Below are 20,497 nucleotides of genomic sequence, written 5' to 3' on the forward strand. Positions count from 1 at the left end.
CGCCTTCGCGTCCGTCTACGGCAGCCAGATCACCGACTACCCGGTCGGCCGGGTGGCGGTCTGCCTGACCGACCCGACCCAGGGCCCGGCCCTGGTGGCGGCGGTGCGCAAGGCCGACCCGAAGGCCGACGTCTCCCGACTGGACGTCTACTGGTGCCGTTACTCGGAGCAGCGGCTGGACGCGGCCGTGGGCGGCATGGCCTCGGTGATGCCGGAGACCGACGGCTTCCCGATCTACATGCTCTCACCCGCGACCGACGGTTCCGGGATCGACGCCACCACCACCGCCAAGGGGGTCGCCTCCACGTCGCTGCGGGCCGCCCTGGAACTGGCCGCGCGCGGAATCCCGGTGACGCTGTCGCTGGGCTCGCCCGCCACCGCCGCGGTCGCCTCGGCGCCGATGATCCGGGCGTCGCGCCAGTAGAGCAGGCCGACCGAGACGGCGGTCCAGAGCGCCAGCACGCCGACGCCGACGGCCACGCCGTCGCCGTGGAAGTAGGCCAGTCCCTGGACGGCCCGGACGCCGACGCCGACCGGCAGGATCTCCGAGAGCGGCCGCAGCAGGGCGGGCAGGAAGGCCGGGGGCAGGATGCCGCCGCTGGTGGCGTTGCCGAGGATCAGCATCAGCACCGAGGAGACGCTGACCCCGGCCGGGCCAAGCAGCCGGACCAGCGCCATGGTGGTGCCGCCGACGGCCGCGGCCATCAGCCCGGTGAGCGCGGCGACGGCGAGGAACGGGCCCGGCAGCGCGCCGAAGACCTGCCCGGCGATGGCGGCGATGGCGAGCCCGCCGACGGTGCTGAAGGCGGCGAGGCTGGTCATCCGCCAGCGGAACTCCAGCCGGGGCGCCATCTGGTAGGTCATGGTGCCGAACAGGAACCCGGCCAGGACCAGGCCGAACGCGGAGTAGAAGATCGACAGCCCGCGGGTGTCGCCGCCGGAGGCCGGAACCAGGTCCTGGGCGGCCAGGCGGTGGCCGCCGGCCTGGGCGAGGGCGCCGAAGTCGCCTTCGAGCAGGGCGGTCACCGAGGGGCCGTTGGCGCTGCCGTAGAGCAGGGCGTCGGCGCTGCTGCCGCCGCTGCTGCTGCCGCTGCTTGCGCCGGCGGGGACGAGGGCGGCGTAGACGCTGCGGTGCTCGACCGCGCTCGCGGCGGCGGCCCGGTCCGGGTAGGCGGTGACGGAGAAGCCGCCGGGGGCGTGGGCGTCCAGGCCGGTGCGCAGCTGCTGCGCCTGCTGGGCGGTGCCGACGATGCCGACGGGCAGCCGGTGCGGCTTGGGCTCATGGAAGGCGGCGAGGTAGACGCTGACGAATATGGAGCCGATGACCAGCACGATCAGGGCGGGCAGCAGGGCGCCCCCGGCCCCGGTCGCACCGGTCCGGGGTGCGGGTGCGTCGACGACATGGGGGTGGTGCCCGGTCCGGGCATCATGGTCGGAGGCTACTGGGGACACGGCTGACCCTCCCGGGAAAGTATAAGGCTCCTTATAAAGGTAGCAGTAAAGTATCAGTCTCCTGATAAGAGTGGGGCCATGCCGGAGATCTTCGACCCGTCCACCCGGACCAGCTATCTCGCGTACCAGTTCGCCCAGAGCGTCGGGCTGCGGCTGGAGAAGGCCCTGCGGCCGACGGAGTTGAGCCTGGCCCAGCACAACGCGCTGGTGCAGGTGGCCCTGTCGGAGGGGATCTCCAGCGCCGAGATCGCCCGCCGCTCCGGGATGACCGCCCAGTCCATGGGTGCGGCGGTGACCAGCCTGGTCGAGCGCGGGCTGATCGTCCGGGGTCCGCACCCGACCAGCCGCCGCATCGTCAACCTCCATCCGACCGAGTCCGGACTGGCGCTGGCCGAGCGCTCGCAGGCCGCGATCGAGGTCTGCAATGCGGAGATCTTCGGGATCTTCTCCGAGGAGGACCAGGACCTGCTGACCGGGCTGCTGCGGCGGCTGGTGGCCGACTGCAACCCCGACGCCCTCCATCTCCGCCGCCGTCCCGCCGAGGACGGTCCGGCCGGGGACCGCCCCGCTGCACGACTCGGTCCCCAGGGCGACCGCGAGCAAATCTGACGCACCGTCATTGACTTCTCAAGGCCCCGGCTGGATTCTCACAGTCACCGTCTCCGCAGGTGACGGCCGGTCCGCCCCGGCCTCCGCACCCACCCCCGGACTCACGCCACGCCGCAACCACCATCACGCGGAGGGTAGTCATGGGATCGTCGCGCCATCCTGACCAGCACCAGCACGACCAGCGCCACCCCGAACCGGGCGCCCCCGAGGATCCCGCGGGGAGCCTCGCGGAGGTCGTCCGCACACCGCTGTCCCGTCGGACGCTCATCGGCGCGGCGGGGGCGGCGGCGGCACTCACCGCAGTGAGCTGGAGTCCGGCCTTCAGGGTCGCTCCGGCCGAGGCGGCGAGCGCGGCGCCGCCGGACTTCCCGGCCGGCCTCACCGTCTACCAGCAGGCCTGGTCGAACTGGTCCGGCGAGATCGTGGTCAGCCCGCTGTGGACCTGTTCGCCGTCCTCGCCCGACGACGTCGTCACGCTCGCCAACTGGGCCTACGCCCAGGGCTGGAAGATCCGCGCCCGGGGCAAGGGCCACGGCTGGTCGCCGCTGCTCGAACCGAACGGCGCCAGCGGGAACATCCTGATGGTCGACACCACCGAGAACCTCACCGCCGTCACCGTCCACTCCGGCAGCCCGGCCAGTGTCACCGCGCAGGCCGGGGTGACCATGCTCAACCTGCTCACCGACCTGGAGAACGCCGGCTACGGGCTCACCAACACCCCTGCTCCCGGCGACCTCACCCTCGGCGGGGTGCTCGCCATCGACGGCCACGGCAGCTCCGTTCCGGCCGCCGGTGAGACGCTGGCGGCCGGTCACACCTTCGGCTCGGTCAGCAACCTGGTCACCTCGCTCACCGCCGTGGTCTGGAGCGCCTCGGCCAACGCCTACGTGCTGCAGACCTTCTCGCGCAGCGACCCGGACATCGCCGCCTTCCTGGTGCACCTCGGCCGCGCCTTCATCACCTCGGCCACGCTGACCGTCGGCCCCAACGTCCGGATGCGGTGCCAGAGCACCTACACCACCAACGTCGCCACCCTGTTCGCGCCGCCTGCCTCGGCCGGGTCCAACTCCTATGCGGCGCTGGTCAACCAGACCGGCCGGGTGGAGACCATCTGGTTCCCGTTCACCACCGTGCCCTGGCTGAAGGTCTGGTCGGTCAGCCCGAACAAGCCCTTCTTCTCGGTGGAGGTCAACAGCCCCTTCAACTACAGCTTCGCCGACTCGGTCACCACCACCGAGTCCGGCTACATCGCCGACATCCTGAACGGCGACGTGGGGATCACGCCGACCTTCGAGAACCTGGAGATGAGCATCGTCGGCTCCGGGCTGATCGTCACCGGCACCTGGGACATCTGGGGCTGGGCCAAGAACACCCAGCTCTACGTGCTGCCCTCGACCCTCCAGGTCACCGCGAACGGCTACGCCATCCTCTGTGCGCGGGCCAACCTCCAGCGGGTGGTCAGCGAGTTCTACACCTACCTGAACAACGCCCTCAACGCCTATGCGGCCAACGGCCAGTACCCGATGAACGGGCCCTGGGAGGTCCGCGTCACCGGGCTGGACAACCCCGGCGACTGCGGGGTGGCCGGCGCGGTGCAGCCGCAGCTCAGCGCGCTGCGGCCGAGGCCCGACGAGCCGGCCTGGGACACGGCGGTGTGGATGGACGTGCTGACCGTCCCCGGGACGCCGCAGTCGCAGCAGTTCTACCGCGAGACCGAGCAGTGGGTGCTGTCCAACTACACCGGCAGCTACGCGGCGGTGCGCCCCGAGTGGTCCAAGGGCTGGGGATACTCCGGCACCGCCGGCTGGTCCGACCCGACGATCCTGGGCACCACCATCCCCAACGCCTACCGCGCGGGGCAGGCCGTCGGCGACAACTGGGACACGGCGCTGGCCACGCTGGACCGCTACGACCCGGCGCGGATCTACAGCAACACCTTCCTGGACGGGTTCCTGCCGTAGGCGCAGGGTGGGAGGGCGGACGGGGCAGGAGTTCGCCCGTCCGCTCCTGCCCGTTCCTCCAGTGTTCGTGTGTACGACACGGCGGCCCGGCAGCGTCACATCTCGGCGGTAAAGTTGGCTATACAACTTTCGCCGCCAGGTGGCCCGCTGCCCGACCCGCCGTCCCGAACCCTGGAGTGTCCCGTGACCCACCCCGCCTCGCTCCCGCCGCTGTGGCTGCGCGACAACTGCGGCTGCGCCGACTGCCGCGACCCGCGCAACGGACAGAAGCTGTTCCAGATCACCGACCTGCCCGAGGGCCTGGCCGTCGCCGCCGAGTCCGCCGTCGAGACCGACGGCGAACCGGGCTGGGAGGTGCTCTGGGAGCCCGACGGCCACCGCTCCCGCTACCCGCAGAGCTGGCTCGACGCCTCGGCGGACGCGGACGCGACGGTCGACCCCCGGACGGAGGACGCCAAGACCCTCTGGCAGGCCGCCGACCTCCGGTCCGGTCTCCGGTCCGACCTCCCGTCCGGTCTCCGGTCCGGCCTCCCGTCCGCCGAGTGGGACGAGTACCGGCTCGACCCCGCCGTCCGGCTGCGCGCCCTGGAGGCCGTCGCCGACCTCGGCTTCGCCCTCCTGCGCGGCGTCCCGGTCCGCGAGGGGCAGGTCACCGAGGTCGCCGAGACCTTCGGCCACGTCCGCGACACCAACTACGGCCGGATCTTCGAGGTCCGGGTCGAGGAGAACCCCAACAACCTCGCCTTCACCGGCGCGCTGATCACCCCGCACACCGACAACCCCTACCGCGACCCGGTTCCCACGCTGCAACTGCTGCACTGCCTGGTCAACAGCGCCGAGGGCGGCGACTCCGGCCTGGTCGACGGCTTCGCCGCCGCCGCGCTGCTGCGCGAGGAGGACCCGGCCGCCTTCGAGGTGCTCACCCGCACGCCGGTGCCCTTCCGCTTCGCCGACGCCGGCACCGAACTCAGCGCCCACCGCCCGCTGATCGGCACCGATCCGCACGGCCGGATCCGCGAGATCCGCTTCAACAACCGCTCCATCGGCACCCTCCGGCTGCCCGCCGAGCAGACCACCGCCTTCTACGACGCCTACCGGGCCTTCGCCCGACTGCTGCTGCGCCCCGGACTCCAGCTGGACTTCCGGCTCACCCCCGGGGACTGCCTGATCTTCGACAACACCCGGCTGCTGCACGCCAGGACCGCCTTCGCCAGCAGCGGCGGCCGCCACCTCCAGGGCTGCTACGCCGACCTGGACGGCCTGCTCAGCACCGTCTCCGTGCTCCGCCGCGCCCAGGCGGTGGCGGTATGACGAACACTCAGGCCATCGACGTGATCGAGGAGTTGTTCGCCGCCCAGGGCAGCTCCGAGTACTTCGGCGAGGCCGTCACCCAGGCCGAGCACATGCTCCAGGCCGGTGCCCTCGCCGAGGCGGCCGGCGCGCCCGCACCGCTGGTCGCGGCGGCTCTGCTGCACGACCTCGGCCACTTCCACGGCGAGGTCAGCGGCCACGACCTGATGGAGGGGACCGACAACCGGCACAGCCACACCGGCGCCGACTGGCTGGCCCAGTGGTTCGGCCCGGAGGTCACCGAGCCGGTCCGGCTGCACGTCGCCGCGAAGCGCTACCTGTGCGCGGTCGAGCCGGGCTACTTCGCCCTGCTCTCCCCGGCCTCCGTGCACACCCTCTCGGTGCAGGGCGGACCGATGACCGTGGCCGAGGCGGCCGAGTTCGCCGCCCACCCGCACGGCGAGGACGCCGTCCGCCTCCGCCGCTGGGACGAGGCCGCGAAGGACCCGGAAGGCCCGGTCCCCGCCTTCGCCCACTTCCGCCCGCTCCTCGCGTCGCTGCTCCGCCCCGGCGCGGGCGAGGCGTAGCCCGGGGACTGCCGGACCGGCGTTCCATGCCCCGGTCAGCCCCTCGGGAACGCCCTCCTACAGGCGGGTGATGTGCGGCTGCGGGCGGGTGGTGCCACGGGTGTCGAGGAGCAGTGGGGCGCGGTTCTCGATTTCGTCCATGTCGAATACTCGGTGCTGCTGAAGGAGGATCACCAGATCCGTCTGTTCCAGAGCGGCGGTCAGGTTCGCGGCCTCTGGCACGGGTTCACCATCGACTTTCCAGTCATGCACGTAGGGGTCGTGGTAGGAAACCTTGGCACCGAGGGTGCGAAGCCTCCTGGTGACGTCGCGAGCGGAGGTCTCCCGCTGGTCGGCGATGTCCGCCTTGTAGGTGACGCCGAGCAGCAGGACCCGGGCCCTGCTGAGGGTGGTGCCGCTACCGTCCAGGAGGTGTTGCGCCCGCTCGACCACGTAGCGGGGCATGCGGGTGTTGATCTCCTGGGCCAACTCGACCATGCGGAAGGGGTAGCCGAGGGTGCGGACCTTGTGTGCCAGGTAGTTGGGGTCGATCGGAATGCAGTGGCCGCCCACTCCGGGCCCTGGCCGGAAGGCCTGGTAGCCGAAGGGCTTGGTGGCGGCGCAGGAGATGGAGTCCCACAGGTCGATGCCGAGTTCGTGGGAGAAGATCGCCATCTCATTGACCAGTGCGATGTTGACGTGCCGGTAGGTGTTCTCGATGAGCTTGGCCATTTCGGCCTCGCGGGTACCGGCGGCCCGGACGACGTGGTCGACGATCTTTCCGTAGAAGGCCACGGCTGCTGCGGTGCAGGCCTCCGAGTACCCGCCGACGACCTTGGGGGTGTTGCGGATTCCGTAGACCGGGTTGCCCGGATCGACCCGTTCCGGCGAGAAGGCCAGGTGGAAGTCACTGCCTGCGCTGAGGCCCGACTTCTCCAGGATGGGCAGGACCACCTCTTCGGTGGTCCCGGGGTAGGTGGTGGATTCGAGTACGACGAGGGTTCCGGGCTGCAACTGGCGACTGATCATGGTGCATGCGCTCTCGACCATGGCCAGGTCCGGCCCGCCGTGAGCTGACAGGGGGGTGGGTACGCAGATGACGACGGTGTCCGCCTCGGCGATGACCTGCTCGTCGGTGGTTGCCGCGAAGCCCTGGGCTCGCAGGCCGGCGACCGTCGCGTCGTCGATGTCGTCCACGTGTGAGATGCCGTCGTTGAGGCGCGCGACGGTGGCGGCATCGCGATCCAGACCGGTGACGATCAGACCGGAACGGCTGGCTTCCACCGCCAGAGGCAGACCTACATAACCGAGGCCTATGACGACAAGATCACTGTGCACAGCGTTGCCTTTCGGAAGGTGGGCATGGATGGACGTCCGGGGATCGGAGAAGTCCGCCGGACAGGGCTCAGTTGCTACGGGCGCGAACGGCCAGGAGTGCGACCAGGAGGGTCGGTGCGAGCAGGATCGTGAAGGCGGTCGCGTAACCGCCGAGGGCGGAAGTGCCGGCTGCTCGGCATCCATTGAGGACAGCAGTGACGAGCGCCAGGACGACGACCTGTCCAAGGTTCATGTTGGTCTGCATGGCGCTGGTGGTGTGTCCCTGTCGGTTCCGGGCACTGTGGGACAGGGACAGTACGGTGATGCATGGGGTGAGCAGGCCCATCCCGATCGCCGACAGTGGCATGGCCACTGCGGCGGTGAGCGGCGGCAGGCCCGAGAGGCTTCCCACCACCGCGAAGGCGACGGAGGCCGTCATGATCAACGCTCCGACCCTGACCAGCTGGTGCCGAGCGACGTGCTGAAGCAGTTTCCCCTGGACCCAGGAGGCGCCCGCCCACAGCACCGCAGAGGCGGTGAACGCCACGCTGACGGCGACGGGGGAGACCCGCCGCTGGGTGATCAGCATCAGCGGCAGCAGGGCCTCGATCGAGAAGTACGTGCCGGAGGTCAGACCGCGTAGCAGGACCACCGTGGGCAGGCCCCGGACGCTGCGCCATGTCCCTTTCGGTAGAAGCCGCGGAGCGAAGGCTGCCAGTAGCACGACGCCCACGAGCATGAACAGCAGGTGGCGTACGTCCCACTCCGAGACCCCGTACTGGCTCAGCGCCGCGCCCAGGCTGAGCGTGGCCGCGAGCACCAGGGGCGGGCGGGCGGTCTGCTTCTCCGGGGGGACGGAGTCGGCCTGCGGCGTGTCGGGGCTGTCCGTCGGGGCTTCGCGCAGCACGAATACCAGGGAGACAGCAGGCAGTGCGGTCAGGACGGCCAGGCCGTAGAAGACCGCCCGCCAGGACCAGAATTCCGTGACAACGCCGGCCAGCGGTGGTCCGACCAGAGAAGGGATGATCCAACTCGCGCTCATCATTGCGAGCATCCTGGGCCGCAGGTACTCCGGGTACGACTGGCCGATCGCGGTGGTCACCGACACCGAGACCATCCCCGCTGCCAAGCCATCAGCGAAACGGCCCGCCGCCAGTTGCCAGATCGACACGCTGGATGCCGACACCAGCAGCGTCACCACCGACACGACCATGCCCAACGCCAACGGACGGCGGGCTCCGGCGCGGTCCGCCCAGTGCCCTCCCAGCACCCCGCCCAGGAGGCTGGCCGCCACGAAGCATCCCGCCACCAGCGAGAACAGGGACACTCCGTTCAGGTCACGTGCGGCGGTCGGCAGGGTCGGCACCACCGCCAGCGCGGTGAATCCCGTCAGGAACATCACCACGGTGAACGTGGCGGTGGCGGCGGCGTACTGCCGCGAGAAGATACCCGGCCCCATCGCGTTCGTCGGCCGGAGAGTCACCTGTTGCTCAGGCATCCGCGTTCGCCCGCTGTACGTCGGCGGCGCTGCCGAGAACACGGTCGTGAGTGTCGCAGGCAAGCCACTGTGCCTGCGCCCGAGCAGCGCTTCGTACTGATGCGGAAGGCTGCCAGCCGGTCTCGGCCGTGATCAGGTCGGTGGACATCAGGGGCGTGTGGGACGAGCAAGGGCCGGCCGGCCGTTCCCACGGAGTCCGCCGTGCCGTCTCCGCGGCGAGTTCAGCGAGTTCCGTCTCGCTGTACTGCGCCGATGCCACGTTGTAGGTCGAAGCCCGCACGGGTCCGGCCAGGACGGCGGCGAGCGCCTGAGCGACGTCGTGGTGAACGACGATCTGGTGCCGGCGCTCCTCGACCACGACCATGGACCGTCGTGTCCACGCCTGCAGCATCCAGGTGGCCAGCACACCGCGCAGTGGGGAGTGCGGCCCCACCTGCTCAGCCAGGCGCACGATCTGCAGCGGGATCCCGGTCTCACTGCTCCAGCGCCGGCAGGCCTGTTCGTCGTCCCACCAGCCTCGGGCCTGCGCGTCGTGCGGCGGCGTCGACGGAGTGTCCTCCGCGCACTCGCCGGCCTCCGTACCGCGATAGACGGCCGCCGAGCTCACGTGGATGAGACGCCGAGCCCCGATCTTCTCGGCGTCGCGGAGCATGTCGGGCAGCGGGTAGACCTCGCCGTGCGGATCACTGAGGTGGATCACGGCGGGGACGTTCTGCCCGGGTTCCGGGCCGAGCCGCTCGGCGTACACCGCGTCGCAACCCACGTCGGTCAGCAGGGCAGCCAGCTCCTCCCCATGCGCCGGACTGCCACCGGTGACGACGACTCCCGGGTGAGCGTCGGTGACAACGGACGGGTTCTCAGCTTGGCAACGGCGGGCCTCGCGGCCGGATTCGAAGGCCGTCACGGCCAGTTCCCGCACCTGGGGGATCATGGCCAGCAGTTCGGTACCGGTGTACTCCTCGCACAGTCCGCCGGGCCCGAGTGAGTCCATCACGGCCCTGAGCACATCAGGATCTGGATCCTGAAGCGTCAGGCCGGCGACGACCGCTCCGGTGGCGAAAGCCGTGAGCCACACCTCCCGGCGCACGGCTGGCGGCAGCCCGGCATCGCCGGCGTCGGCGAGTCCACCCTCACAGCGCTCGGACAGGCCGATGCGGTGCAGGTACCGGTCGGTATCGAGGTACTCCCAACGTGCGCCGTAGCGCACCGCGCATTTGGCCTCTCCGTACTGGTAGAACGGTACGACGGAGAACGAGGCGCACTCGTCCGTGGTCACCTCGACGGACTCGGCGGAGAAGAGAGTCGCCCGCCGCCACCCGTGCTTGCTGTTCCCGGCAAGGCTCGGCACGTCGTCGTGATCGACCGGGCTGGGGACAGCCAGTCTGACCGGTACTCCCAGCGCCTTGAGGTAGCGCTGGATGACGACGTCGTAGGGCCACCCGTTGCCGTGCTCCGCAGCGAACCGCGAGTAGCCTCGGGCCACCTCGGCCGGGAGCATCAGCGCGAGCGAAGGGACATGCTCGTCGATCGCGTACGCCCAGTGCTCCCCGAGCAGCGCCCCGAGGCGCACCACGCCGCTGTTCCTGCCCTCCCACCCTTCGTAGAACGCGACGGCCTCGCCTGGAACGATGGCGGCGGTCTCCTCCAAGTAGGCGAAGAATCCCTCTGCCAGGATGACGTCGTCCTGGAAGACGATGTGATGTGTTGCCGCGTCTCCGACGCAGTCCCATGACGGGTTCGCCGTGCGCAGCGCGGTAGGCGCCCCCGAGGGATCCGGGTCCAGGACGACTCGGATACGTCCCTTCGGGTCCTGCCTCGTGATCTTCTCGGCGGCAGCGGACCTCCTGGGATGGGTCATCACAGCGCCTGTCAGGGTGACTTCATTCACGGCTTGCCTTTCTGGCCGCTCGGCGTCGGGCCGGCAGGTCAGCCGGCCCGACGGAGGAAAAAGAGTGTCCGTGCGGTGGGCAGTGCTCGGGCACGAGCCGCCGCAGCCGGTGACGGATCAGCTTTCGGCCGCGCCCGAGTTGCGGACCTGACGCACGTTCTCGTTGAGGCCGTGGTCCGCACCCCGCTCCCGTTCGAGCTGGATCATCGCGGCGGGCCGGAAGTTGAGGATGTAAGCCCGTCGCGTGCCGCCCGTGGTGTTGCCGCGCGAGGAGTGCAGCGTGAACCCCGAGTGCGCCACCGCTTCCCCCGCCCGCAGGGGCACGGGCGTGGCGCCCGGCTCGTCCTCGGAGCAGTCGCATTCGATGTTCTTGCCATCGCTCGTGGGGCGGTGCGGGCGCAGCGGCTGCTGGTGGGAGCCCTGTACGTACCACATGCAGCCGTTGTCGACGTCCGCGTCATCCAGCGCCACCCAGATGGAGACAGCACGATGATCGGGCATGTCGACCCAGTAGGCCGCGTCCTGGTGCCACGGCGTGGCAGTATCCGCGAACGGTGCCTTGTGAATCATCATGTCGAAATCGAGTTCGGCATCGGCGCCGATGAGTTCACGGGCGACGGACAGCGCTTTCTGGTGCAGGGGAAGGTCGAGCAGCGGCGGATGAAGCGCCGACGGCCACATAATCTGGGTGATGTTCTCCCGAACACCCTCCTTGCGCGGTATATGGGAGCCGAGATCAGACCTCTTGTCGCCGGACTCGATCTCACCGCTCAGGAGGCGATCGTAGATCTCGCGGTAGGCCTCGAGGTCCACGGGAGGGATGACTTCCCCGACTGCAGCGAATCCTTCATCCGCGAACCTTCGTGCCGTATCGGAAATTTCCATCGTAGTCAACTCAACGGCTCCTTCGCTATCCATTCGAGCTCAGTGACGCAACGCAGACGAAACACTTGGTCTAGACCAGTAGGACGGTGTGGATCTTACGAACCTCCTCTTCGGGAAGTCAACCGGTTTAAAGCTCGAATGCATGTCCACATTTTGCCTTTCATGGCGATTTGACATGCTCGCTGATTCGTAAAATACAAGCTCAGAGGGGGTTTGTAGAAGGTCGCCGCGCTCGCCGGAAGGTGGATCGGCGTTGCCAAGGCGCCGCCGGGAAGGGCATGCTCTTCCCGGCGCCCCGCTGAATAGAGCTCCAATAGCGGTCCTTTAGGACATATCTGACTGCTTGGGACCCCAGTCCATCGGAGCCACCGTCACAGCAGCGCCGGCCCCATCGCTAACCGTGCGGTCGGCAAACCGGGCCGCAGCGCCTGATCACCGCAGCACTCGGGTGAACGCCCTATTCACGGCAAGTCGCCACCTCATCGGACACTTCAGTCGGATTGAACATTTTGGAGAACGGAAATGAACAATGCCCCTCGCGTACGGGCCGCTGTACGTCGAAACCCCTACGGTTACATGCTGAACGACGCCGAGCTCACTGATATCCTGTCGAAGCTCGGAACCCGTCGCGCCGAGAGCATCCTGCGGAACCACACTGCCGCACCGGGAAAAGCACCGCGCGGCCCCTATCCACGCCCTGCCATGGGATTCGTCATCCTCGACCCCACGGCCGACGTTCGGGTCGGCCACGCCGACGCAGTGCTGGGCGCTGTCACGGTCGGGGACCACGCCGGCCAGTTCCTCCCGAAGGCCGCAGCCAAAGCCGCCGCTCACCGGCGCCTGGGCCACAACAACGGAACATCCCTGCACACCGACCCGCACCTGCTGGGCACAGGCGCCTTCCGCTACGGCCATTCCGCCGAGGTCCGAGGCCTGATAGTGGCCGCCAGCTCCCAGACGACCGACCAGGACCTCTACGAAGCCTCACGGCTGGCGGCCGAACTCGTTGAGGAGATCGCAGCTCGCCACCGGGACTACGAGTGGAGCAGGGGCGAGACGGACTGGCTCTCCCCCGACGACCAGCCCATGGAGCTGCACAACCAAATGGTCAGCTGGTTCCCGGACGAAGGTGCTTGATGATCGGCGCAGCCACTCTGCGCCATATCTGCGGTGCGCTGCCGCTTGAGGACCGGCCCCCGAGGCAGGGGTCGCGGTGGAACTCCGGGAGGCTCCGTCGCGCACTGCGACCGCGCCGGATCAGCGGGCCGGTGGAACTCCGGCTCGCGGCCCTGGTCTTGACGGCCATTGCCTGCCGGACGCCGTCCGCCTCCGCCGGTGGGACGAGGCCGCGAAGGGCTCGGAGGGCCCGGTCCCCGCTTTCGCCCACTTCCGCCCACTGCTCGCCGCGCTGCTGCGCCCGAGCGCGGCGAGGCGTAGCACGGACCGATCTCCCGAGCCGCGCCCGACACGAACGTGAACGGGCGCGGCTCGGAGCGGCTCCATGTACCACGAGTACAAGGAGCCGCTCCGCGCTGCCGTGTGGTCCCGTCAAGCAGCAGCCACGGTCACCTCTCGCCCATCGCTGCCTTCAGCCAGTCCAGCGAACCCGTTGCGATCAGCTCGTCCGCCAGTTGCTTGGCCGTGTCGGTCACCAGCCGACCCCGGCTGTTGTCGATCCACCGCTGGACGTTCGCGTATCCCTGGGACTTGTACTCCAGTCCCTGGAGCAGGCACTCCAGCTTGTCCGCGTCACGGGCGCAGATCGCCTCGGCGGACTCGCGTGCCTCGTACTCCCCGACGATCGCCTGGACAGCCTTCGCCAGTGCCGACGGCATCCCGGAGACCTGATCTGCTGTCACCTGCTCGGGCGCGATCTCCTGGCCCATGTACTTCTTGCCGAGGTGGTTCACGTCCCCGGTCCGGGCCTCCTGCGAGTCGTGCCACACGGCCATCAGTGCGGCCCGAGCCGGATCCGCGCCCTCCAGTTGGGCGATCACCGAGGCGATCAGCGAGGTCCGCCACGAGTGCTCGGCTACGCTCTCCGGATCACGGACGCCGGCCATCCACCAACCGGTGCGCTTGGAGTGCTTCAACGTCCCTGCCTCGAACAGGAAGTTCGCCACTGCGCCCAGGTCATCAGTCACTGTTGATCCTCACCTTCGGCGCTCACACCCCGGCGAGGCGCAGCGCATAGCGGATACCGCTGAGATCCCGGTCGGCCTGAGAAGAGATCCCCGGACCATCCAACAGGAACTCGACGCGTCCACGCAGTACCTGCGTGTCGACACTGCCGTCGTGCAGCAGTTGGGGTCGCGCAGCCAGGAGCGCCCAGAGCGTGTGGACGTACAGATCCAGGTATCCGAACGTCGGATCGAGGCGGTCGGTCACATGGCGCAGCAGCCTGCCACCGTGCCATGAGGCAGGGCTGCAGGTTCCCATGAATGTGTCGTCGAGCTGGATGTCCGGGAGCTCGCCGACCCAGTATGCCCAGTAGTTGAGATTGGCGGTTTCGCCCGCGTCATCGTCCAGGAGTGTGTTGCGGACGAAGGCGGTGATCTGGTCACCGTCGCCGTGGCGTGCGCTGACGGAGGCCACGGAGCGGGCGTTCAACCACCTGTCGAGCCAGCCCTCTGGCTCGGCCTGGCGTTGCCGGTGGCCGAGCCAGTCGACGGTGTCGCTGCTGCTGTCGTATCCGGCCAGGTAGAGCGCCTGACGACGCAGCAGGAACTGGTCGGGTTCGCGAGCTGCCTCGGCGAGGGCGCGCATGCGGGCGTAGAAGCGGGTCCGATCCTCGTCGGAGAGTTCGGGAGCGGCGGGGACCGGCCCCCGTCGTGGCCTGGCAGCCGTGGGCAGTCTCGTAATGAGTTCGGGGGCCCGTCCGTGCAGCGGCCAGGTCAGAAGGTCGGCGAGGTCGCGTTGCAGGACCCAGGCTCCGAGTGGATGAGTGTCGAGGCGGGTTTCGTCGAGGGCACTGGCCAGCAGGACGTCGGCTTCGACGGCGCGGTCGAGGGCTGCCAGGAGTTGGGGGGAGGAGCCCAGGCGCAGCAGTTGGTGGCGTTGGACGAGTATCTGGCCGACAGGGATGGCAGCCAGGGCACGGCGCCCGGACTCCCAGCCGGCAATGGTGTCCGGCGACACGTTGAGCTTGACCGCCAGGCTCTCCTGAGTGAGGTCCAACTGTTCGCGTACGAGACGGAAGACGTACCCCGCGATCAGTCCGGATCGGTGTCGTGCCCCGCATCCCTGAACGCCAGTCAGGGTTTCCCGTGCGTCAGCTGCCATTCGAGGCTCCTTACGGATGCTCCGGTGCCCCGCAACCTGTACTGGGGGTCACTTCTGGCGGTGATTGAGAATTACTAACGTCGTACCCAATGAAACCAACCTGCAACTCAGCGTAGCGGAGGGTCGACTCGTGAATGCCTCAATCGACGCTGTTCCTGGTCCTTCGAGCGAAGACCTGGTGACGCGTGAGCAGTTGCACGGCGAGGCGTGCATCGTCTGCGGCGGGTCTCCGGCGCTGTTGATTCCGGCTGGCCACTTCTATACGCCGGGACGGGATCCGAACTCGCGCCAGGGCTGGGCTGTCGTCGCCTGCCGGGAGCATCTGGGCGTCCGCGCCTCGATCGCAGAGGGGGCTCGATGAGAATCCACCCCGATGATGCCGCAGCACTCGACCGGCTCACCTGGCAGACGGGGTGCTGCGACGTCGATCACCGTCCGGCGATCGTCTCCGTGACCCGGGGCGGTGACCTTTGTCGTGACTGCCTCGCCTACGCCCTTTACCTCGACCGGGGGTGTGATCGTCCCCTCCATCCCTTGCGGGAGGCCACGGCGGGGGAGTTGGAGTTCGTCACGGCCGAGGAGGCGCTGAGGCTGAGAGTGGCCGAGGCGAACGCCCGTAGCCGGGGAGAGCGGCCGTGAGCGCGGGGCATCCACGCAGGCGTGGCCGGTCCGGGGGCTGCTACGACGACACCCTGCCCACGATGCACGCGCTGTGCACGGGCACCTTCTCCCGCCGTGACAGTCCCAACGCCAGCCCGGAGCTGCGCGATTGCTCGTGCCCGTGCCATACCCCCGAGGGAGCCTGGATGAGAGCGGTGCCGACGGCTCGGATGCCGTGACGCGGCTGTCGCATCGGGGTGGGCTGCTGGGGCGGATCAGGGCAAGCGCCAGGTCTCACTGCTGGAGACCGCCCGCGGGAAGGCCAAGCGGAAGGCGACTGTGCGCATGGAGGCCACGCTGGCTGCGGGCGCCGGCCGCGCTCTGCCCGTCGGTGCGACGGTGAAGTGCCGGGAATTCGACGGCGATTCCCGGGAGGCGTGATCGAACCCGGTACGAAGGCCGAGACCGGCCGGCGTCCGTGCCTCTGGGTCGGTGGACGCCGCGGCCACCAGGTCACCATCGTGCCCGCTCCCGACACCGCTGCCTGGACTTCCGCCACAGGGTCGTCCAGGCGACTCCGCCGCCCCGTCGTCCACGCGCCTGCCGAACCTGGGACTTTCCGTGCGGAGCCGTTGGTTGGACAGTCCCCCCGTTCGGCGGGGTCGAGTACCCGAACTTCGGGGGTGTCGCGCACGGCATGCGACCGCGAGGATATGCATTTTATTCGCTACTGCATATCACTTGCAATAAGTTCGTAGGACTGTCCGGGACATGCCTGATGATCCTGCGACCCAGGATGGGGACACAGATGCGCAAGACTGTCGTCGGCGCGGCCACGGCCGCCCTTGTCCTCATACCGTTGGTCCAGAGTGCCTCGGCCGCCACTGCCCAGAGGGGTCCCGCCACCGCCGGTCGAGCCGCTGCGCCGGCGGGCGGGGCTCAGCCGCAGCAGTGCGGGAACATCTACAAGCCCAGGAACACCCGCTACATCAGCACCCAGAGCGAGACGGTCAGCGGCCCGGGCGGCTCGGTGTCCGGTTACGGGCCGGGGACGCTGACCCTGTCCCAGACCGTGGGTATCAGCAACACCTACTCCGCCACTCTTGGTGCCTCCGTGGGGGACATCAGCACCACGGTGGGCTTCAACGTGACGCAGAACTGGTCGACGACCGAGAGCGCCTCCTACACGATGACCGACAGCCGCCACTACGTCCTCTACGCGGACAAGGTGAGCCTGCTCTACTCCTACGAGGTCCACAAGATCGGCCGCTGCGACGGTCACGACTTCGGCAGCGTGGGGACCGGCTACGCCACGAAGTTCGACCACCTCGACTACAACCACCGCCAGGGCTGAAGCAGTTCTCGCCGTGCCCAGCCGCTGCTCGGGCACGGCGGGACCAGCCACTGCCCGGCCTCTCACGGAGCCCCCATGCTGAAGACCCTTCGCCTCACCGCCGCCGCCCTCGTCCTCCTGCCCGTCCTCGCCGCGACCGCGTGCAGCCACACTCCCGCGGCCGCGAGCGGCACCGCGCCCGATACGGCGCTTGCCTCGCTTTCCCCGATTCCGTTCCCCGCGCAGCTGAACCCCGCCGACCCGTACACACGACTGCCCACTGTGGCCACTGCCTCGGGGGCCGGTGTCACCATTGCCCTTCAAGTCGCAGGCGGTGCTTGCAACGTGGTCATCGGCACAGCCGGCTCGCAGACCCAGGTCGGGGCTCACGCCCCCGGAACCGGTCAACCTGCCCCCGCCCAGAAGACGGACCTGCCCCCGGCCGCCGCCCGGGCGATCGGTCCGGCCAACAGTGCTGCCACCACTACGGCCGACGGCCCCTTCACCCTCACCTGCGGCGACCGGGGCGCCGCACTGACCCTCCCCGCCAAGGACGTCGCCGCGCCTCCCGTAGGCACCGCCCGCATCAGGAACATCGGCAACGGCCTGGCCCTGATCGTCACCGGCTCCGCCACCACCATGGCAGCCGCACTCGCCTGAAGCTCGGCGGCCAGGGACGTCGGGCAGGTCCGCAGTCGCTGCGCGGCAGCCGGCCTCGGCGAGTTCGCCACCCTGGCCGCCCGGCGGAGGGTCCCCGGCACCGCCTTGACGGGGAACTACCTGCGACGGGGCCCGGCTGGGTTCGTGTTTCGAGGTCCGGGGAGGGTGTGCTACGGTCGGCGGCGATTGAACGGAACGCGAAAAATCGCTCTCGGATGGTGTTTCGGAGCGGCGCCGGTACGGCGTTCATTCCTCCAGGGGAATCCAGTGCTTCCTTCGTGACTACAACGAAGGCAGAGGACTGTGCCCAACCATCGCGTCATCATCGTGGGAGCCGGACTCGGCGGCCTGGCGCTCGCCCAGGGGCTGCGCACCCGGGGCTTCGACGTCGCCGTCTACGAGCGGGACCCGCACCAGGACGCCCGGCCCCAGGGGTACCGCATCCAGCTCGACCAGCCCGGTCTGGGCGGCCTGCGGCGCTGCCTGCCGGAGAGTCTCTTCCGGCTGTGCCTGGCCACCGCCGGCTCGCCGCCGGCCCGGGTCTCGGTCCGCAGCCGCCACCTCCACCCGCTGGCGGACCGCGCCGCCGGCGCGGCTCCGGGGACGGACGGGGCGGACCGGGACGTCCCGCGCCCGCACGCGTTCAACCGGCCCACCCTGCGCCGGATCCTGCTGTCCGGCCTCGGCGGCAGCGTGCACTACGGGGCCGAGCTGATCGGCTACGAGCAGGCGGCCGACTCCACGGTGACCGCGCGGTTCGCCGACGGCCGCACCGCGACCGGGGAGCTGCTGGTCGGCGCGGACGGGGTCGGCTCGGCGGTCCGCGCCCTGCTGCTGCCGAACGCCCAGGTCGAGGACGCCGGTCTGCGCCTGATCTACGGCCGGATCCCGCTGGACGGAGCCACCCTGGCCGAGATGCCCTCCTGGGTCTTCGACAGCATCTTCACCGTGGTGACCGGCGGCCCCGGCCACCCCCACCTGGGCCTGGGCCCGGTGCAGTTCGGCTGCCCGCCCGACGCCGCCGGAGCGGCGAGCAGCCCCCCGGTCGACCTGCCCGCCGCCGGGGACTACCTCGCCTGCATGGTCGGCGCCCCGGCCGACCACCCGGCCCTGCCGCCCTTCGCCGAACTGCGGCGACTCGACCGCAGCGCCCTGCGCGACCTCGCCCTCACCGTGCTGGGCGACGACTGGCACCCGGACGTCCACCGCCTGCTGAGCCGGTGGGAGACCGACTCGTTGTTCCCGCTGCGCATCTCCACCGCCGCTGCGGTCGAGCCCTGGGAAGCGGGCCCGGTGACCCTGATCGGCGACGCGGTCCACGCGATGAGCCCGGTGCTCGCGATGGGCGCCAACACCGCGATCCGGGACGCCGGTGAACTGGCCCTGGCGCTGGCCGCCGCCGCCGATTCCGGGGCGCCGCTGGTGGACGCGGTCCGCAGCTACCAGAACCTGATGGTCGACTACGCCGCCGCCGTCGTGGCGTCCTCCCGGCAGACCGGGAGGGAGCGCGTCGGACAGAAGTGAGCCCTCGCGGGTGCTGCGGAGCCTGCGGGTCAGGCCTCCGGGGCGGGGTGGTGGCGGTGGCGGGTGAGGGCGGTGGACGCCAGGGAGTTGTGGACCGTGAAGGCCACGGTGCCGGGCAGGTAGCGGTCCTCGGACCACTCCACCGGCGCTCCGGCCGGATCCGTGGTGCGCCGCCGTTCGCGCAGCAGCGCCGTCCCGGGCGGGACGTCCAGCAGCGTGGCGTCCTCCGTGTCCGCCAGCACCAGGTCCACGGTGTGGTCGGCGTCCGCGAGCAGGACGCCCTGCTGCTCCAGCTGCTCGCTGACCGAGACCGCGTCCGGCGGGATCGCCGCCACCAGGGCCCCGATCGGGTCCGGGTAGGCGGTCCGCTCCACCATCACCGGTCGGCCGCCGAGGGTCCGCACCCGCAGCACCCAGTGCACGAACGCGTCCTCGGCGAGCCGCAGTTGCGCGGTCTCCTCGGGCTCGGCCGGGCGGCGCTCCTGGCGGACCACCCGGCCGCCGGGCTCCTCGCCGACCGAGCGCGCCCAGCGGGTGAAGCTCATCAGCTCGGCGAAGCTCTGCAGCGGGGGGGACTCCAGCACCACCCGGCGGGCGCCGCGCCGGGAGGTGACCACGCCCTCGGCCCGGAGCAGCGTCATCGCCTGCCGGACGGTGCCCCGGGAGACGCCGTGCCGCAGCGCCAGCTCCTCCTCGCTGGGCAGCCGGCCACCGGCGCCGTACTCCCCGGACCGCGCGGCGGCGCGGACCTCGGCGGCGAGCAGCCGGTAGCGCGCTGTCTCGGCGGCCATCAGGTGTAGCGGAGGGAGCCGGGGGTGGTCAGCGACTCACCGGTCTCCAGCCAGGTCTTCAGCCCGGAGAGGATCATCGGCCAGCCGCCGTAGAGCTCGTCGTTGGCGCCCTCGCGCAGCTGGTCGTGGGTGAGCAGGAGCCGGCAGGAGTCGCCGACCGGCTCGATCTCCCAGGTGATGCGGGTGCTGCCCTCGCGCTTCACGTCCTCGCTCCAGAGCGCGACCATGGTCTGGACGAGTCGGCGCGGCGGGTCGGCCTCCAGGATCTCGCCCTCGCCGAGGGGCATGTCCCCGGCCTTCATCTCGTAGCGCGAGCCCGGCTTGAAGTCGGAGACCTGCCCGGCGCCGAAGTTGTAGCGGCTCCGGATGGCGGGATCGGTGATCGCCTCCCAGAGGCGTTCGGGAGTGGTCTTGATGTAGATCTCGTAGACCTTCTGCATGGTGTTCTCCAGATGGCTCTTCAGGCCGGTGAGGGTGGCGGCCCAGGGCTGCGCGTACTTGCTCACCCACCGTTCGTGGACGAGCTGGATGGGCACCGGGTTGAGGAAGTGGAGCTTCTCCCGGCCCTGGCGCCTGGTGACGACCAGGCCGGCCTCCTCCAGCACCTTGAGGTGCTTCATCACGGCGAAGCGTGAGGTGTCGAAGCGCGACTCCAGTGCGCTGAGCGTCTGTCCGTCCTCGCGGAAGAGCTCGTCCAGCAGGCTGCGCCGCGTCGGGTCGGCGAGTGCCTTGAAGACGGCGTCCATGGTTCGAGGTTAGGTGACCTTTTGGTCACATGTCAATCGTGGCGTGCGGGGTTAACAACCCTGCCCAAGGTTGGAACCACCAGTACCGGAGCTGC

At 69.8% G+C, this 20,497-nt stretch carries 17 protein-coding genes; 8 read left to right on the top strand and 9 right to left on the bottom strand.

Features of this window, described 5'->3' with window-relative positions; translation table 11 throughout:
• Positions 1 to 234: 234 nt before the first annotated feature.
• Entirely contained in the window at positions 235 to 1,452 is a 1,218-nt protein-coding gene (locus tag BS75_RS34245) for an ABC transporter permease (RefSeq protein ID WP_063771407.1), read from the bottom strand.
• A gap of 78 nt (positions 1,453 to 1,530) precedes the next feature.
• Between BS75_RS34245 and BS75_RS34250 the strand changes: the two genes are divergently transcribed.
• The 4 genes from BS75_RS34250 (at position 1,531) to BS75_RS50985 (ending at position 5,899) form a co-directional block, all read left to right on the top strand.
• Positions 1,531 to 2,061, top strand: coding sequence for a MarR family winged helix-turn-helix transcriptional regulator (locus tag BS75_RS34250; protein WP_052070069.1), 531 nt, complete (start codon positions 1,531 to 1,533; stop codon positions 2,059 to 2,061).
• 140 nt (positions 2,062 to 2,201) lie between these two features.
• Positions 2,202 to 4,022, top strand: coding sequence for a cholesterol oxidase substrate-binding domain-containing protein (locus tag BS75_RS34255; protein WP_081982914.1), 1,821 nt, complete (start codon positions 2,202 to 2,204; stop codon positions 4,020 to 4,022).
• A gap of 183 nt (positions 4,023 to 4,205) precedes the next feature.
• A complete protein-coding gene (gene tmpA, locus BS75_RS34260) occupies positions 4,206 to 5,333 on the top strand; it encodes a 2-trimethylaminoethylphosphonate dioxygenase (RefSeq protein ID WP_052070071.1) in 1,128 nt (375 codons plus the stop codon).
• Positions 5,330 to 5,899: a phosphonate degradation HD-domain oxygenase gene (locus BS75_RS50985; RefSeq protein ID WP_034090992.1), complete on the top strand. Its 570-nt coding sequence runs from the start codon at positions 5,330 to 5,332 to the stop codon at positions 5,897 to 5,899. Before tmpA ends, BS75_RS50985 begins: the two co-directional genes overlap by 4 nt.
• Positions 5,900 to 5,956: 57 nt before the next feature.
• Here BS75_RS50985 and BS75_RS34270 read toward each other — a convergent pair whose 3' ends face one another.
• The 4 genes from BS75_RS34270 to BS75_RS34285 form a co-directional block, all read right to left on the bottom strand.
• Entirely contained in the window at positions 5,957 to 7,216 is a 1,260-nt protein-coding gene (locus BS75_RS34270; protein ID WP_034090993.1) for a nucleotide sugar dehydrogenase, read from the bottom strand.
• Positions 7,217 to 7,283: 67 nt separating this feature from the next.
• A complete protein-coding gene (locus BS75_RS34275) occupies positions 7,284 to 8,693 on the bottom strand; it encodes an MFS transporter (RefSeq protein WP_042437100.1) in 1,410 nt (469 codons plus the stop codon).
• Entirely contained in the window at positions 8,686 to 10,341 is a 1,656-nt protein-coding gene (locus BS75_RS34280; protein ID WP_231607977.1) for an NAD-dependent epimerase/dehydratase family protein, read from the bottom strand. Before BS75_RS34280 ends, BS75_RS34275 begins: the two co-directional genes overlap by 8 nt.
• A gap of 357 nt (positions 10,342 to 10,698) precedes the next feature.
• Positions 10,699 to 11,466, bottom strand: a complete 768-nt coding sequence (locus BS75_RS34285) for a phytanoyl-CoA dioxygenase family protein (RefSeq protein ID WP_081982916.1) — start codon at positions 11,464 to 11,466, stop codon at positions 10,699 to 10,701.
• A gap of 576 nt (positions 11,467 to 12,042) precedes the next feature.
• Between BS75_RS34285 and BS75_RS34290 the strand changes: the two genes are divergently transcribed.
• Complete coding sequence (locus BS75_RS34290; RefSeq protein WP_231607978.1) at positions 12,043 to 12,603, top strand: hypothetical protein; 561 nt, start codon at positions 12,043 to 12,045, stop codon at positions 12,601 to 12,603.
• Positions 12,604 to 13,031: 428 nt separating this feature from the next.
• On the opposite strand, the gene BS75_RS34295 is transcribed toward BS75_RS34290, so the two are convergent.
• Positions 13,032 to 13,610 (bottom strand): HD domain-containing protein, encoded by a 579-nt coding sequence (locus BS75_RS34295; protein WP_034090996.1) that lies wholly within the window; start codon positions 13,608 to 13,610, stop codon positions 13,032 to 13,034.
• A gap of 22 nt (positions 13,611 to 13,632) precedes the next feature.
• Entirely contained in the window at positions 13,633 to 14,748 is a 1,116-nt protein-coding gene (locus BS75_RS34300; protein ID WP_034090997.1) for a helix-turn-helix domain-containing protein, read from the bottom strand.
• A 1,408-nt stretch (positions 14,749 to 16,156) separates the two neighbouring features.
• Here BS75_RS34300 and BS75_RS34310 point away from each other — a divergent pair.
• The 3 genes from BS75_RS34310 (at position 16,157) to BS75_RS34320 (ending at position 18,865) form a co-directional block, all read left to right on the top strand.
• Positions 16,157 to 16,702 carry a hypothetical protein gene (locus BS75_RS34310; RefSeq protein ID WP_034090999.1) on the top strand — a complete coding sequence of 182 codons (546 nt, stop codon included), beginning with the start codon at positions 16,157 to 16,159 and terminating at the stop codon, positions 16,700 to 16,702.
• Positions 16,703 to 16,777: 75 nt separating this feature from the next.
• Positions 16,778 to 17,341 carry a hypothetical protein gene (locus BS75_RS34315; RefSeq protein ID WP_034091000.1) on the top strand — a complete coding sequence of 188 codons (564 nt, stop codon included), beginning with the start codon at positions 16,778 to 16,780 and terminating at the stop codon, positions 17,339 to 17,341.
• A gap of 303 nt (positions 17,342 to 17,644) precedes the next feature.
• Complete coding sequence (locus BS75_RS34320; protein ID WP_034091001.1) at positions 17,645 to 18,865, top strand: FAD-dependent oxidoreductase; 1,221 nt, start codon at positions 17,645 to 17,647, stop codon at positions 18,863 to 18,865.
• Positions 18,866 to 18,894: 29 nt separating this feature from the next.
• Here the strand turns inward: BS75_RS34320 and BS75_RS34325 are convergent, their stop codons facing one another.
• Positions 18,895 to 19,656, bottom strand: coding sequence for a GntR family transcriptional regulator (locus BS75_RS34325; protein WP_034091002.1), 762 nt, complete (start codon positions 19,654 to 19,656; stop codon positions 18,895 to 18,897).
• Entirely contained in the window at positions 19,656 to 20,402 is a 747-nt protein-coding gene (locus tag BS75_RS34330; RefSeq protein ID WP_034091003.1) for an ArsR/SmtB family transcription factor, read from the bottom strand. The genes BS75_RS34325 and BS75_RS34330 overlap by 1 nt, the downstream gene beginning before the upstream one ends.
• Between the last annotated feature and the right edge of the window lie 95 nt (positions 20,403 to 20,497).

This window comes from Streptacidiphilus albus JL83 (assembly GCF_000744705.1).
Classification (GTDB): domain Bacteria; phylum Actinomycetota; class Actinomycetes; order Streptomycetales; family Streptomycetaceae; genus Streptacidiphilus; species Streptacidiphilus albus.

Bases quoted from the DNA above. Each gene is read 5' to 3' on its own strand.
- BS75_RS34285 (WP_081982916.1), bottom strand. From the start codon at position 11,466: ATGGAAATTTCCGATACGGCACGAAGGTTCGCGGATGAAGGATTCGCT.
- BS75_RS34275 (WP_042437100.1), bottom strand. From the start codon at position 8,693: ATGCCTGAGCAACAGGTGACTCTCCGGCCGACGAACGCGATGGGGCCG.
- BS75_RS34330 (WP_034091003.1), bottom strand. From the start codon at position 20,402: ATGGACGCCGTCTTCAAGGCACTCGCCGACCCGACGCGGCGCAGCCTG.
- BS75_RS34300 (WP_034090997.1), bottom strand. From the start codon at position 14,748: ATGGCAGCTGACGCACGGGAAACCCTGACTGGCGTTCAGGGATGCGGG.
- BS75_RS34310 (WP_034090999.1), top strand. From the start codon at position 16,157: ATGCGCAAGACTGTCGTCGGCGCGGCCACGGCCGCCCTTGTCCTCATA.
- BS75_RS34255 (WP_081982914.1), top strand. From the start codon at position 2,202: ATGGGATCGTCGCGCCATCCTGACCAGCACCAGCACGACCAGCGCCAC.
- BS75_RS50985 (WP_034090992.1), top strand. From the start codon at position 5,330: ATGACGAACACTCAGGCCATCGACGTGATCGAGGAGTTGTTCGCCGCC.
- BS75_RS34325 (WP_034091002.1), bottom strand. From the start codon at position 19,656: ATGGCCGCCGAGACAGCGCGCTACCGGCTGCTCGCCGCCGAGGTCCGC.
- BS75_RS34250 (WP_052070069.1), top strand. From the start codon at position 1,531: ATGCCGGAGATCTTCGACCCGTCCACCCGGACCAGCTATCTCGCGTAC.
- BS75_RS34315 (WP_034091000.1), top strand. From the start codon at position 16,778: ATGCTGAAGACCCTTCGCCTCACCGCCGCCGCCCTCGTCCTCCTGCCC.
- BS75_RS34290 (WP_231607978.1), top strand. From the start codon at position 12,043: ATGCTGAACGACGCCGAGCTCACTGATATCCTGTCGAAGCTCGGAACC.